Below are 13,828 nucleotides of genomic sequence, written 5' to 3'. Positions count from 1 at the left end.
CAGTAAGCCAACGTCGTTCCCGCGAAGGCGGCGACCCAAGTCCTGTGCGCGGTCGGGAATCATGTCAACGGTCCGGACATTGGGCCCCTGCCTGCGCAGGGGCGACGGGAGGCGGGCGCGCCGGTCTCTACTGATTCCGGTACACCGTCCCGCCTTTCATGACGAACCCCACCTTGCGCAGCACCGCGATGTCGCCCGTTGGATCCCCGTCGACGGCCACCATGTCCGCCAGCATCCCGGTGCCGATCGCGCCCAGGTCCTTGCGGTCGAGGATGCCTGCCGCGACGACCGTGGCCGCACGCAGGGCGTCCGTCGGGGTCATGCCCAGGCGCACCATCCACTCCAGTTCGCGCTCGTTCGTGCCGTGGGCGAACACGCCGACGTCGCTGCCGTTGCCGATGGTCACGCCCAGCTTGCGGGCCAGGCGGAAGGCGCGCTCGGCCTGCTGCATCGCCGGCGTGGGCGTGCCGCCGCGCACGTGGTGCTGGAAGTATTCGCCGATGGCTTCCGGCGCGGTCAACGTCGGGACATATGCGGTCTTGTGTTCCAGCATCAGCCGGAACGTGGCCTCGCTGGCGCCGTAGCCGTGCTCGATGGTGTCGACGCCGGCCAGCACGGCCAGCCGGATCGCGTCGTCGCTGCTGGCGTGCGCGGCGACTTTGCGGCCGCTCACGTGCGCCGCCGCGACGATCGCCTTCATTTCGTCGAGCGTGAAGGTGGGCCGGGTGCTGCCGTCCGGGCCCGTGCGGTAGTCGGCATAGAACTTGATCCAGTCGGCGCCGTGGGCGGCCTGTTCGCGCACGGCCCTGGTCGCCTCGTCGGCGCCGGTCGCCTGCTGGGCGCCGTAGGGGATGTCCATGTCCGGCCGGTAGGTCCGCTCCGCGGGGCCGTAGCTGGCCGTCGCGACGATGGCGCGGGTGGCGACGAACAGGCGCGGGCCCGGCACCTGGCCTTCGTCGATGGCGCGCTTGATGCCGACGTCGGCATAGCCGGCGCCCTCCGTGCCGAGGTCGCGCAGCGTGGTGAAGCCGGCCTGCAGGGTGTCGGCCGCGTGGCGCACGGCCAGCGCGATGCGGTAGGCCGGGGCTTCCTTGATTACCTGGTCGTCCCACGTCGTTTCGTTGTACGGATGCAGCAGCACGTGCGAATGCAGGTCGATCAAGCCCGGGATCAGGGTCTTGCCGGGTAGAGAGATGCGGTCGACGTCGGCCGGGACCGGCAGGCTGGCGGCCGGCCCCACGCCCTGGATACGGCCCTGTGCGACGAGCACGCTCCAGCCCACGTGCGGGGCACCGTCGCCGGTCCAGACCTTGTCCGGCGTGAGCAGCATGGGGCGCTGGTCGGCCGCGTGCGCGCCGGGCACGGCGCAGGCCAGCAGGGACAGCGCGGCGATGAAGGTCGTCGTCCAGGTGCGCATCGGTCGTCCTCGATGTCTCGATGATGAAGACGCGATCATAGCCGAGGCGCCATGCGGTGGGGGACGGGCGCGGGCGGATGGCTTATCATGGCCGGCATCCCGACAACAAAGGCCGATCCGATGACATTGCGATCCCTCGTCCCGCTGCTGGCGGGGCTGTGTGCGTGCACCGCGGCCGCACAGGAACCCGCGCAACTGATGGACAAGATGGCGGGCGTCTACAAGCAACGCTTCATGAGCGCGACGATCACGCCCGGCAAGGGGCCCGGCGAAGCGGACGTGCCCTACCAGGCCGAAGACGTCATCGAGATCGTGCCCTACGACGCCGGCCATGTGTACGTGCGCGCCCATCTCGATTTCTACAACGGCCACATGTGCGACATCGCCGGCATGGCGCGCTACGAACAGGGCGCGTTCGTGTACCACGATCCCGCGCCGTCGCCGCTGCCGCAGGATCCGCAGTGCGCGCTGAAGGTGAGTGTCGAGCACGGCAAGTTGACGATCACGGACCGGGCGGCGCCCGATGCCCCCGCAAGCTGCCGGGCCTATTGCGGCGCGCGCGGCGCGCTCGAGTATTCGATCGGCATGGACAAGCGCCGCGCGATCCGCTACCTGGACCGGCTGAAGGCGTCGCGGGAATACGGGAGGGCGATCGACGATCTGCACCGGACCGAGCCGCAAACGGCATCCGGTCGGGCGCGCTGAACGTCCGGCTCAGTCCAGGTCGTGCAGCGACTGCGCGATGCCGGTCTCGACGTCGTGAAGAAACGCCGCGCCCTTCGGCGACAGCGCGATGCCGGGCACGGCCAGTTCGACGAGGCAGGCGAGGGCCTGGCGGAACCATTCCATGTCCGTGCCCATCAGCGGCAGCGCGTGGGCGTCGGCGAGGTAGTGCACGGCGCGGGCCAGCAGCGCCGTGTCGCGCCCGGCGTTGCCGACGACCAGGGCGAAGTCGGCCGCTTCGCGTTCGAAGCGGTCGGCCAGCGTTTCGAGGATGTCGCGCGACACTTGCGGCTGGCTCGAGGCCAGCACGACGTGGGCGAGTTCCAGGCAGGCGTCGTGCAGGCCGGCGATGTCGAAGTCTGACCCGTCGATGGACTCATCCATTTATTGCGCGACCCAGCCGCCGTCCATGTTCCACGCGACGCCGCGCACCTGGTTGGCGGCAGGGCTGCAGAAGAACACGGCCAGCGCACCCAGCTCTTCCGGCGTGACGAATTCGCCCGACGGCTGCTTCTCGAGCAGCAGGTTTCTCTTGGCCTGTTCGTTGCTGACGCCTTCGCGCGCGGCGCGGTCGTCGACCTGCTTCTGCACGAGCGGCGTCAAGACCCAGCCCGGGCAGATCGCGTTGCAGGTGACGCCGGTCGGGGCCGTTTCCAGCGCCGTCGATTTGGTCAGGCCGACGAGGCCGTGCTTGGCGGCGACATATGCCGATTTCTGCGCCGATGCGACGAGGCCGTGGGCCGACGCCAGGTTGATGATGCGGCCCCAGTTCTTCCGCTTCATGTAGGGCAGGGCCAGGCGGCTCGTGTGGAAGGCCGAGCTGAGGTTGATGGCGATGATCGCGTCCCATTTCTCGACGGGGAAATCCTCCACGTTCGCGACGTACTGGATGCCGGCGTTGTTGACGAGGATGTCGACGCCGCCGAATTTTTCGCCCGCGAACGCCATCATGGCCGCGATCTGGTCCGGCTGCGACATGTCGGCGTTGTGGTAAGCGGTCTGCACGCCGAATTCCTGGCCGACGTCGGTGTACAGCTTTTCGATCTGCTGCGCGTCGCCGAAGCCGTTGAAGACGATGTTGGCGCCTTGCTCGGCCAGCGCGCGTGCGATGCCGAGACCGATGCCCGAGGTCGAGCCGGTGACGAGCGCAGTCTTGCCGCTTAACATGGTGGATTTCATTCGATCCTCTTTCTCGTGGACAGTTTCTATGAAGTGCCGGGTGGTCCCGGGCCAGACTTGGTAGAATTCTAATCGGTCCGCCGGGTAAAATGTTGGCGGCCCCCCGGGACGTTGATATGTTCCGGGCGGATGCATGGTGAACGTCGGGACTGGAAAATGAGCGAACCGAGGATGAAATCCGTGCTGTGCAGTTCGCCCGCCGGCCTGCACCGCATGGCGTACAAGGAGTGGGGCGACCCCGGCAATACGAAGGTGCTCGTCTGCGTGCACGGCGTGACGCGCGTGGCCGACGATTTCGACGCGCTGGCGCGGGCGCTGTCCGACCGTTACCGCGTCGTGTGCCCGGACGTCGTGGGGCGCGGGCGTTCCGGCCGGCTGCGCGATCCGGCGCTGTACGTCATACCGCAATACGTGGCCGACATGGTGACCCTGATCGCGCGCGTCACGGCGGGCGCGGACGACGAAGGCGTCGAGTGGTTCGGCACGTCGATGGGCGGCCTGATCGGCATCGGCCTGGCGTCGCTGGAAGGCAGCCCGATCCGCCGCATGGTGCTGAACGATATCGGCCCCGTGCTGGACCCGGCGGCGATGGCGCGCATCGGCGACTATATCGGCCAGGCCCTCCGCTTCCGCACCTTCGGGGAAGGGGCCGCGTTCGTGCGGGCGGTGTCGACGCCGTTCGGTCCGCACAGCGATGCCGAATGGGACAAGCTGGCGCGCGACGTGCTCGTCCAGCAGCCGGACGGCCAGTGGATACTCCACTACGATCCCGGCCTGGCGGCGCCGTTCAAGGCGCTGACGCCGGAGACGGTGGCCAGGGACGAGGCGCAGCTGTGGGCCGCGTACGACGCGATCCGCTGCCCGACCCTGCTGGTGCGGGGAGAACTGTCCGACCTGCTGTCGCGCGCGACGGCGGAAGAGATGACGCGGCGCGGGCCGCAGCCGCGCCTTAGGGAAATCGCAGGCGTGGGGCACGCCCCCACGTTCCTGCAGCCGGCGCAGATCGCGATCGCAAGGGAATTTTTGACCGGCTGATGCAAGCCGGAGGTGTTCGGCTCCACGGCCGGGCGAAACGGCCGCAAGGCCACGTTTTACATTTAGAGAAAAGCATGGAAATCAAACGACTGCACGTAGGCAAACGACTGTCCGAAGTCGCCATCCACAACGGTACGGTGTACCTGGCCGGCCAGATCGCGAGCGACACCACGCAGGACATCATCGGCCAGACGCGCGAAGTGCTGGGCCACGTCGACCGCCTGCTGGCCGAGGCCGGCAGCGACAAGTCGCGCATCCTCTCCACCCGGATCTACATCACCGACATGGCCAACTTCCCGGCCATGAACACCGTGTGGGAAGCATGGGTCGTGCCGGGCGCCACCCCGCCGCGCGCGACCGTCGAAGCCAAGCTGGCCGATCCGGCCTGCCTGATCGAATTCGTCATCGTTGCCGCCCAGGCGTAAAGACCGTCGATGGTATCGATTGTCGCGCTCGGCGACGCCACCACCCAGCTGGTCCACGGACTCGGCCCCGACGACTGCGCGCGCGTAACGGGCGCGCTGGATTTCGCCGCCGCGTCGTATGGCGAACGCACGGCCGCAACGGGCCAGAGCGCGTTCGAGTTTTCGCTGGGGGTGGGCGGTACGCTTGCATTGCTCGGCAGCGATGCCGAGACCCGCATGGCCGGCCTGCTGTTCGAGCTGGCCATCGTGGAGCCGGGCGTGGCCGAGGCGCTCGAGGAGCGCTTCGGCAAGGAAGTGGCGGACATGGTGCGCGGCGTGCACCAGCTGATCCGCCTGCGCGACCTGACGGCGGCCCAGGCCCCCGTCGGGCGCGGCAAGAATGCGGCGCAGGAGGCCATGGCCCAGGTCGAGACCCTGCGCAAGATGCTGCTGGCGATGGCCAGCGACATGCGTGTCGTGCTGATCCGCCTCGCGTCGTGCGTGATCGCGCTGCGCTTCTTCGCGGAGCACAAGCGCTTCGACGACGTCACGCGCAACTACGGCCGCGAAGTGCTGGACCTGTACGCGCCGCTGGCCAACCGGCTCGGCATCTTCCAGCTGAAATGGGAACTGGAAGACCTGTCGTTCCGGATGATGGAGCCGGACACGTATAAACGCATCGCCAAGATGCTCGAAGAGAAGCGCATGCTGCGCGAGAGCTTCGTGCAGTCGTCCATCGAGCGCTTGCAGACAGAGCTCGCGGCGGCCGGCATCAAGGCCGAGGTCTTCGGCCGGCCCAAGCACATCTACAGCATCTGGAAGAAGATGCGCGGCAAGGAGCTCGACTTCTCCGAGCTGTACGACGTGCGCGCGTTCCGCGTGATCGTCGACGACATCAAGACCTGCTACACCGTGCTGGGCGTCGTCCACAACATCTGGACGCCGATCCCGAAGGAATTCGACGACTACATCTCGCGCCCGAAAGCGAACGGCTACCAGTCGCTGCACACGGTCGTCACCGCCGAGGACGGGCGGCCGCTGGAAGTGCAGATCCGCACCCACGAGATGCACAACTTCGCCGAATACGGCGTGGCCGCGCACTGGCGCTACAAGGAAGAAGGCGGCTCCAACTTCAAGAGCCAGGAATACGACGCCAAGATCGCGTGGCTGCGCCAGCTGCTGGCGTGGAAGACCGAGGTCGCGAGCGCCGTCACCGGCCAGGAAGAGCTGCAGCGCGAATGGGTCGAGAAGCTGAAATCCACGACGCTGGACGACCGCATCTTCGTGCTGACGCCGCAGGCGCGCGTGCTCGAGCTGCCGGTCGGCGCGACCCCGATCGACTTCGCCTACCACCTGCACAGCGAGGTGGGGCACCGCTGCCGCGGCGCCAAGGTCGACGGCGTGATGGTCCCGCTGAACACGCCGCTGAAGAACGGCCAGACCTGTGAAGTCATCACGGCGAAAGGCCCGGCCGGCAGCCAGGGGCCGTCGCGCGACTGGCTCAGCCCCGGCTATACGGTCAGCAGCCGCACGCGCTCGAAGATCCGCGCCTGGTTCCACGCGCTGGAACTGGCCGAGACGCTGGGGCACGGCCGCGCGCTCGTCGAGAAATCGCTGCAGCGCGAAGGCAAGACCGCGGTCAACCTGGACGCGCTGGCGCACAAGCTGGGATTCGCGAAGGTCGACGACCTGTTCATCGCCGTCGGCAAGGAAAAATTCAGCCTGCGCCACGTGGAAGCGGCGCTGCACGACACGGGCGCGCCGGCGGCGCCCGTCGCCGACGAGGCGGTCGTCAACAAGAGCCGCGCATCGAGCGTGGAGCAGGGCGCCAAGTCGGGCGTGCTGGTGGTCGGCACCGAAGGCCTGATGACGCAGCTGGCGCGCTGCTGCAAGCCGGCGCCGCCGGACCCGATCGTGGGCTTCGTCACGCGCGGCAAGGGCGTGTCGATCCACCGCGCCAGCTGCAAGAACTTCGCCGAGATGGCGTCGCGCAATCCGGAGCGCGTGCTCGAGACGGAATGGGGCGCGACGGGCCAGGAGACGGTGTTCCCGGTCGATATCTTCATCCACGCGAGCGACCGCCAGGGCCTGCTGCGCGACATCTCGGAAGTGCTGGCCATCTCGAAGATCAACGTGACCGGCGTGAACACCCAGAGCAGCAAGGGGTTCGCGCGGATGGTGTTCACGGCGGAGATCAGCTCCACCGGCCAGTTGCAGAAAGCCCTCGCCGCGATCGGCGAGGTGAAGGGTGTGCACGAGGCCAGGAGGACGTAGGGTGGGCACCCCGTGCCCACGCGTGACGTATGGGGTCCGTTCGCGTTACGCGTGGGCGGGGGCCGCCCACCCAACAATGCAGACATGTCGATGACTTCGCTCTTGTACATCAAACCGCGCCTGTGGGGCGTCATGGCCGCGCGCTACGCCGCCAGCTGGTGGGCCATGCTGCACCTGGGCGCCGTGGCGCTCGTGATGGCGCTGACGCCGTCGACGTACCACCGCGCCAACCGCCTCGCGACGTCGCGCTACATCTACGCGAGCACGTGGCAGGTGCTGCCCTGGTTCACGCTGCTCACGGCCCTCGTGAGCCTCGTCATCATCCGCATCGTGCTCGTCACGGCGCAGAGCTATGGCCTGTCGCGCTACGCGCTGGAGATGGTCGTGCGGGTGCTCGTGCTCGAACTGCTGCCGCTGTCGGCCGCGATGTTCGCCGCGCTGCGCGCCGGCATGGCGTTCGACGCCGGCGCCATGGGCCTCGCGCGCAGCGGCGTGCCGGCCGGGGAGGCGACGGCCGAGACGCTGCGCCGCCTGCGCCGCGACCTCGTGCCGCAGGTGATCGCCAACGCGTTTTCCGTGCTGAGCCTCGCGATGGTGTCGAGCACCATCGTCCTCGTGCTGGCCTACCTGAACGTGTACGGCCTGTCGCCGTGGGGCCTGCCGGACTACACGCGCACGGTGGGCCGCGTGTTCGACCCGACCGTGACCCTCGGCTTCGTGCTCAAGACGGTGCTGTTCGGGCTCGCGGTGGCGGTGATTCCGAGCGCCGCCATCCTGGAACTGCTGCGCCGCCCGCGCCGCCTGCGCACGAACGTGCAACCGGGCGCGCTGCGGCTGCTGTTCGTGCTGCTGCTGATCGAGGCCAGTTCGCTGGCCGTGAAATACATCTGATGACGACCCATGACCGATAACGACAAAGACCGCATGGCGGACGCCCCGCCGGACGAACCGAAGCACGTGGAAGCCAAGGCCCTGATCCTGCTGGTCGTGATCGGCGCGCTGATCGCCGCCTTCTTCCTGTACGTGATGTACGCGCGAGGCGTGTTCGAACAGACGCAGGAACTGGTGCTCGTGGCCGACGATTCCGAGGGCGTGATCCCGGGCATGGACATGAGCTTCGCCGGCTTCCCCATCGGGCGCGTGCGCCAGGTCCGGCTGGGCCGGGACGGCAAGGTCGACGTCATCGTCGACATCCCGAAGGACGATGCGAAATGGCTGCGCACGACCAGCGTGTTCACGCTCGAGCGCAGCGTCGTCGGCGAGACCCGGCTGCGCGCGTACAGCGGCGTGCTGACCGATCCGCCGCTGCCCGACCACGCCCGCCGTCCCGTGCTGCGGGGCGACGCCGCGGCCGAGATTCCGCGCCTGCTGGCGACGGCGCGCACGCTGCTGGAAAACCTGGAGACCATGACGCGCTCCGACTCCCACATCGGCAACACGCTCGCCAACGTCGACGCGCTGTCCGGCCGCCTGTCGGGCCGCTACGGCGTGCTGGGCACGGCACTGGGCGGCGACGCCGAGGCGGAAAAACTGCTGCAGACCCTGCACCGCGTGGACACGCTGCTGGCCAAGACGGACCAGCGCGTGTTCGGCAAGGACGGCGTGATGGACGATACGCAGGGCGCCATCCGCGAACTGAACGGCCTTCTGGCGGACGCGCGCGGCACCTTGCAGAAGGCGGACGCCGTGCTGGCCGAGGCCCAGGCCGTCGGCAAGAACGCGCACGCCGCCACCGAGGACCTGGGCCGGCTGCGCGGCGAAGTCGATGCGAGCCTGCGCAAGGTGAACCGCCTCGTCGACGAGATCAACCGCAAATGGCCGTTCAAGCACGACACGGAGATCAAGCTGCCATGACCGTCAAGCCGCTCATCATGATGATCGCCGCCGCCGCGCTGGCCGGCTGCGCCAGCAAGACGCAGCCGCCCGCGTGGGAAGGCGAGGCCAGGAGTTCGCTCGACGGCTTCACGGACGACTGGCTGCGCGGCGACTCGCCCGCCGCCGACGCCGAGTTCGCGCGCGCCCGCCGCGCGAGCGCCAGCACGGGGCGCTTCGACGTCGTCGCCCAGGCCGAGCTGGTGCGCTGCGGCGTCAAGGCGGCGGCGCTCGACTATGACTGCGCCGGTTTCGCGGCGCTGGCGTCCGACGCCACGCCGGCCCAGCGCGCGTACGCTGCCTACCTGGACGGCCGCTGGCAAGGCCTGGACGCGGCCCTGCTGCCGGAGCAGCACCGCGCCGTCGTGACGAGCGGTTCGCTGGCCGGGGTCGCCGATCCGCTCGCGCGCCTCGTCGCGGCCGGCGCGCTGCTGAAGGCGGGCCGCATCACGCCGGCCGACATCGCGACGGCCGTGGACACGGCGTCAAACCAGGGCTGGCGCCGGCCGCTGCTGGCCTGGCTGGGCGTGCAGGAACAGCGTGCCCGTGCGGCCGGCGATACGGCGGCGGTGGAACGCATCCGGCGCCGCATCGAACTGGCGGGGCAGGGCTGATAAGTCAACGCGGCCGCGTTCGCTGTGCAAGGGCGGGTCGGCCAGGTCCGGCAATGCATGGTGGGCAGCGGCAAAATATTTTCTCGTCGCCACGGCGCCGGCCATCCAAACGTGCCACTATCGCTTAGACTCGCAGTTCCTCTACCGAGAATGAACCCCATGACCGAGATGCCCAACGTCGCCGCCGTCGGTATTGCACCGCACCTGACCTTTCCGGTCGTCGGCATCGGCGCATCGGCGGGCGGCCTGCCGGCACTCCTCACCTTGTTCGGCCACATGCCCGCCGACAACGGCATGGCATTCGTGGTGATCCTGCACCTGTCGCCGAAGCACGAGAGCAGCGCCGACCAGGTCCTGCAGCGCGTCACCCGCATGCCGGTCCTCCAGGTCACGGAAGCGGTCAAGATCGAGCCCAACCATGTCTACGTGATCGCGCCGAGCAAGCAATTGAGCATGTCGGACGGCAACCTCGTCGTCAGCGAGATGCGGCGGCCGCGCGGGCAGCACATCGCCATCGATGCATTCTTTCGCACCCTGGCCGAGGCGCAGAAGGAGCGCGCGATCGTGCTCCTGCTGTCGGGCACCGGCGGCGACGGCGCGACCGGCATCGGGCGGGTCAAGGAAATGGGCGGCGTGATCATCGTCCAGAGCCCGGCGGACGCGGAACACGACGGCATGCCGCTGGCGGCGATCAGTACCGGGCAGGTCGACTTCATCCTGCCGGTCGCCGAGATGCCGCAGAAGCTGATCGATTTATGGCGCAATGCGAGCGTCATCGAATTGCCGCCGGCGGAAGGCGGCGAAGGTCCGGCACTGGTCATCGTCGACGACGGCGCCGCTTCGGAGCAGGCGCTGCAGCGCATCCTCGGATTGCTGCGCATGCAGACCGGGCACGACTTCCGCCAGTACAAGCGCGCGACCATCCTGCGCCGCCTCGAACGCCGCATGCAGGTGCGCGCGACGCGGTCGCTGCCGGACTACCTGCGCCTGCTGGAAGCCGACGCGAGCGAGCACAAGCTGCTGCTCAACGACCTGCTGATCGGGGTGACGAATTTCTTCCGCGACCGCGAGGCGTTCGAGGCGCTGGAGCGCGACGTGATCCCCGCCGTCTTCCGCGACCGCAAGGCCGGCGACGAGGTGCGCGCCTGGGTGGCCGGTTGCGCCACCGGGGAGGAAGCGTATTCGGTGGCGATGCTGCTGGCCGACCAGGCGGCGCTGATGACGAATCCGCCCGCCTACCAGGTCTTCGCCTCGGACATCGATGCGAACGCGATCGCCGTCGCGCGCGCCGGGCTGTATCCGGTCTCGATCGTGACCGACGTGCCACCCGGCCGCCTGCGCCAGCATTTCACGCGCGAGGACGGCCGCTACCACATCCGCAAGCCGGTGCGCGACCGCATCCTGTTCGCCGAGCACAACCTGCTGCGCGATCCGCCGTTCTCGCGCATCGACCTCGTCACCTGCCGCAACCTGCTGATCTACCTGAACCGCGACATCCAGCAGCGCGTGCTGGAGACCTTCCACTTCGCGCTCAAGCCGGGCGGCTACCTGTTCCTCGGCTCGTCGGAGTCGGCGGAGGCGCTGGACGAACTGTTCGTCCCGGTGGACAAGAAGAACCGCATCTACCGCGCGCGGGCCGCCGTGCGCACGTTGCCGCAACACCGGGCGCAACCCGGCGCGCCACTGCACCTGCACTTGCCCGAGCCGCGCACGCTGGTGTCGACGGCGCGCCGGCTGGCGCCCCCCGCCGCGGTGCACCGGCGCGCGCTGGCCCAGTTCGCGCCGCCCAGCGTGATCGTCGACACCGACCACAACATCGTCCACATGTCCGGGCACGCCGCCCGCTACATGCGCATGGTCGGCGGCGAGCCGTCGCGCGACATCCTCACGCTGGTGCTGCCGGAATTGCGCATCGACCTGCGCAGCGCCCTGTACCAGGTGCAGCACACCGGCGCGGCCGTGGAGGGGCGCCAGGTGTCGATGGCGCGTGCGGGGCACCAGTGCGTGGTCAGCATGTCGGTGCGGCCGTTCCACGACGACGAGGCCGCGCAGGACTTCCTGCTGGTGACGTTCGCGGACGTCGAGCGGGAGTCCGACCAGGACCGGAACGACGGCAAGGACCATGGCGACGAAGCGGTGCTGTCGCAGCTGGAGGCCGAACTCCAGCGCAAGAAGCAGCAGCTGCAGGAAACCATCGAGCATGCCGAGGTCTCGAACGAGGAGCTGCGCGCCGCCAACGAGGAACTGCAGGCGATCAACGAGGAGCTGCGCTCGGCCACGGAAGAGCTGGAAACCAGCAAGGAAGAGCTGCAGTCGGTCAACGAGGAACTCGTCACCGTCAATTACGAGCTCAAGCTCAAGGTCGAGGAGACCGGCAAGGCCAACGACGACCTGAACAACCTGATCGCCGCCACCGACATCGCCACGATCTTCGTCGACAGCGGCCTGCGCATCAAGCGCTTCACGCCGCGCGCCGCCGACATCTTCTCGGTCATCCCGACCGACGGCGGGAGGTCGCTGCTGGACCTCACGCACCGCCTCGACTATCCCGAGCTGGCCGACGACGTGGCGCTGACCTTCAACACGCTGCGCATGGTCGAGCGCGAGGTGCGCAGCCAGGAAGGCCGCTACTACATCGTGCGCGTGCAGCCGTACCGCACCACCGAGGATCGCATCGAAGGCGCGGTGATGACCTTCATCGACATCACGGGCCGGCGCGAAGCGGAGGAAAAGCTGCGCGCGGGCGAGGCGCGCATGCGCCTGGTGGCCGCGAGCACGGAGGATTATGCGATCGTCACGATGGACCAGGATGGCCGCGTGACGAGCTGGAACCGCGGCGCCGAGCGCATGTTCGGCTATCGCGAGAGCGAGGTGATGGGGCTCGAGCTGGACTTCCTGTCCACGCCCGAGGAACGCGGACACGGCGCCCCGGCCGACGAGATCGAGCGCGTGCGCCGCGACGGCCGCGCCATCGACGAGCGCTGGTACCTGCGCAAGAACGGCGGCACGCTGTTTTGCCGGAGCGAGATCATCCAGATCCGGAACGTCGAGTTCCAGGGCTATGCGATGATCGCGCGCGACGAGACCGAGCGCGTGCGCCAGGAGCAGGAGCGGGAACAGACCCTGACCGCGGAGCAGCGCAACCGTACCGACGCGGAACTGGCGCTGGGGCTGAAGGACGAGTTCCTGGCGATCATGGCGCACGAGCTGCGCCACCCGCTGAATCTCATCCACATCAACGTCGAGCTGCTGTCGCGCCTGCCCGACCTGCGCGGCTTGCCGGTCGTCGCGCGCGCCACCGGCGTGATCCGCCACGCGGTGCTGAGCCAGGCAAAGCTGATCGACGACCTGCTCGACATGTCGCGTGTGCGTACCGGCAAGCTGACGATGCAGATGGCGCCGGTGCAGCTGCTGCCGCTGGTGCAGGGCGCCGTCGACGCGGTGCGCGCCGATCCCGTCGCCGGCCGGCTGGCGATCGACCTGGAGGCGGACGATCCCGGCCTGGGCGTGATGGCCGACAGCGTACGGATCGAACAGGTCGTGATGAATTTGCTGAGCAACGCCGTCAAGTTCACGCCGCCGGGCGGCAGCGTGTCCGTGCGTCTCGGCCGCGAGGACGGCCTGGCCAGGATCGACGTCAGCGACACCGGGCAGGGCATCGCGCCGGGTTTTCTGCCGCAGGTCTTCGAAATGTTCGCCCAGCCCGGCTCCGTGACCACGCGCGCCAAGGGCGGGCTTGGCATCGGGCTCGCGCTGGTGCGCGAGATCACCACGCTGCATGGCGGCCGCGTCGAAGCGTTTTCGGAGGGCGTCGGCAAAGGGGCGCGTTTCTCCGTCTGGCTGCCGCTGCTGGGCCGCGACGGCGGCCTCCCGCTGGCCGGGAAAGGCACGGTCGCCGCGGGTATCGCAGGCGTGCGCATCCTGCTCGTCGACGACGCCGAGGACGTGGTCGTGACGTGCAAGGCCCTGCTCGAGATGCACGGTGCGTTCGTGACGGGTGCGACCAGCGGACCGCAGGCGCTCGAGATCCTCGCGGACAGCGACGTCGACCTGCTGATGTCGGATATTTCCATGCCGGGGATGGATGGCTATGCGCTGCTGAAGGCTGTGCGGGAGATGCCGCGCCATGCCGCGCTGCCCGCGATTGCCGTGAGCGGGCTCGCGCGCCCGTCCGACATTGCACGGGCCCGCGCGGCCGGCTTCGATGCGCACGTCGGCAAGCCGATGTCGGTCGAGCGGCTCACGGAAATCATCCGCGACCTGCTGGCGGTCCGGCGCGCGGCGTCCGCATGAGCCGTCCGCGGCGCCCG

At 68.8% G+C, this 13,828-nt stretch carries 11 protein-coding genes; 8 read left to right on the top strand and 3 right to left on the bottom strand.

Annotation, left to right across the window (positions count from 1 at the left end; all coding sequences use genetic code 11):
• Positions 1-127: 127 nt before the first annotated feature.
• Positions 128-1,417 (bottom strand): metal-dependent hydrolase family protein, encoded by a 1,290-nt coding sequence (locus tag ACEN9Q_RS14305; RefSeq protein ID WP_495625044.1) that lies wholly within the window; start codon positions 1,415-1,417, stop codon positions 128-130.
• A gap of 120 nt (positions 1,418-1,537) precedes the next feature.
• On the opposite strand from ACEN9Q_RS14305, the gene ACEN9Q_RS14300 reads away from it, so the two are divergent.
• Positions 1,538-2,122: a hypothetical protein gene (locus ACEN9Q_RS14300; protein WP_495625043.1), complete on the top strand. Its 585-nt coding sequence runs from the start codon at positions 1,538-1,540 to the stop codon at positions 2,120-2,122.
• Between the two features lie 9 nt (positions 2,123-2,131).
• Here the strand turns inward: ACEN9Q_RS14300 and ACEN9Q_RS14295 are convergent, their stop codons facing one another.
• Together ACEN9Q_RS14295 and ACEN9Q_RS14290 are read right to left on the bottom strand one after the other, a co-directional pair.
• Positions 2,132-2,524: a hypothetical protein gene (locus tag ACEN9Q_RS14295; RefSeq protein WP_495625042.1), complete on the bottom strand. Its 393-nt coding sequence runs from the start codon at positions 2,522-2,524 to the stop codon at positions 2,132-2,134.
• Positions 2,525-3,319: a 3-hydroxybutyrate dehydrogenase gene (locus tag ACEN9Q_RS14290; RefSeq protein WP_495625041.1), complete on the bottom strand. Its 795-nt coding sequence runs from the start codon at positions 3,317-3,319 to the stop codon at positions 2,525-2,527.
• 156 nt (positions 3,320-3,475) lie between these two features.
• Here ACEN9Q_RS14290 and ACEN9Q_RS14285 point away from each other — a divergent pair, with 156 nt between their 5' ends.
• From ACEN9Q_RS14285 to ACEN9Q_RS14255, 7 genes are all read left to right on the top strand, one after another.
• Positions 3,476-4,354 (top strand): alpha/beta fold hydrolase, encoded by an 879-nt coding sequence (locus ACEN9Q_RS14285; protein ID WP_495625040.1) that lies wholly within the window; start codon positions 3,476-3,478, stop codon positions 4,352-4,354.
• 74 nt (positions 4,355-4,428) lie between these two features.
• Positions 4,429-4,779 carry a RidA family protein gene (locus ACEN9Q_RS14280; protein ID WP_056435700.1) on the top strand — a complete coding sequence of 117 codons (351 nt, stop codon included), beginning with the start codon at positions 4,429-4,431 and terminating at the stop codon, positions 4,777-4,779.
• Positions 4,780-4,788: 9 nt separating this feature from the next.
• Complete coding sequence (locus tag ACEN9Q_RS14275) at positions 4,789-7,032, top strand: RelA/SpoT family protein (RefSeq protein ID WP_495625039.1); 2,244 nt, start codon at positions 4,789-4,791, stop codon at positions 7,030-7,032.
• A gap of 84 nt (positions 7,033-7,116) precedes the next feature.
• Positions 7,117-7,923, top strand: a complete 807-nt coding sequence (locus ACEN9Q_RS14270; protein WP_056435695.1) for an ABC transporter permease — start codon at positions 7,117-7,119, stop codon at positions 7,921-7,923.
• Between the two features lie 9 nt (positions 7,924-7,932).
• Positions 7,933-8,886 (top strand): MlaD family protein, encoded by a 954-nt coding sequence (locus ACEN9Q_RS14265; protein WP_229412543.1) that lies wholly within the window; start codon positions 7,933-7,935, stop codon positions 8,884-8,886.
• The gene (locus ACEN9Q_RS14260; RefSeq protein ID WP_495625038.1) at positions 8,883-9,518 is read left to right on the top strand and encodes a hypothetical protein; all 636 of its coding nucleotides are present in this window, start codon (positions 8,883-8,885) and stop codon (positions 9,516-9,518) included. Before ACEN9Q_RS14265 ends, ACEN9Q_RS14260 begins: the two co-directional genes overlap by 4 nt.
• 159 nt (positions 9,519-9,677) lie before the next feature.
• Positions 9,678-13,811 carry a CheR family methyltransferase gene (locus ACEN9Q_RS14255; protein WP_495625037.1) on the top strand — a complete coding sequence of 1,378 codons (4,134 nt, stop codon included), beginning with the start codon at positions 9,678-9,680 and terminating at the stop codon, positions 13,809-13,811.
• Positions 13,812-13,828: the final 17 nt, after the last annotated feature.

Source organism: Massilia sp. Masssp93 (assembly GCF_059491295.1).
The sequence above is the reverse complement of the archived record's forward strand: the minus strand, read 5'-3'. Positions and strand labels throughout refer to the sequence as shown.

Excerpts from the sequence above, each read along its gene's own strand:
- ACEN9Q_RS14285 (WP_495625040.1), top strand. The coding sequence starts at position 3,476 with ATGAGCGAACCGAGGATGAAATCCGTGCTGTGCAGTTCGCCCGCCGGC.
- ACEN9Q_RS14290 (WP_495625041.1), bottom strand. The coding sequence starts at position 3,319 with ATGAAATCCACCATGTTAAGCGGCAAGACTGCGCTCGTCACCGGCTCG.
- ACEN9Q_RS14260 (WP_495625038.1), top strand. The coding sequence starts at position 8,883 with ATGACCGTCAAGCCGCTCATCATGATGATCGCCGCCGCCGCGCTGGCC.
- ACEN9Q_RS14270 (WP_056435695.1), top strand. The coding sequence starts at position 7,117 with ATGTCGATGACTTCGCTCTTGTACATCAAACCGCGCCTGTGGGGCGTC.
- ACEN9Q_RS14275 (WP_495625039.1), top strand. The coding sequence starts at position 4,789 with ATGGTATCGATTGTCGCGCTCGGCGACGCCACCACCCAGCTGGTCCAC.
- ACEN9Q_RS14255 (WP_495625037.1), top strand. The coding sequence starts at position 9,678 with ATGACCGAGATGCCCAACGTCGCCGCCGTCGGTATTGCACCGCACCTG.
- ACEN9Q_RS14305 (WP_495625044.1), bottom strand. The coding sequence starts at position 1,417 with ATGCGCACCTGGACGACGACCTTCATCGCCGCGCTGTCCCTGCTGGCC.
- ACEN9Q_RS14265 (WP_229412543.1), top strand. The coding sequence starts at position 7,933 with ATGACCGATAACGACAAAGACCGCATGGCGGACGCCCCGCCGGACGAA.
- ACEN9Q_RS14295 (WP_495625042.1), bottom strand. The coding sequence starts at position 2,524 with ATGGATGAGTCCATCGACGGGTCAGACTTCGACATCGCCGGCCTGCAC.
- ACEN9Q_RS14300 (WP_495625043.1), top strand. The coding sequence starts at position 1,538 with ATGACATTGCGATCCCTCGTCCCGCTGCTGGCGGGGCTGTGTGCGTGC.
- ACEN9Q_RS14280 (WP_056435700.1), top strand. The coding sequence starts at position 4,429 with ATGGAAATCAAACGACTGCACGTAGGCAAACGACTGTCCGAAGTCGCC.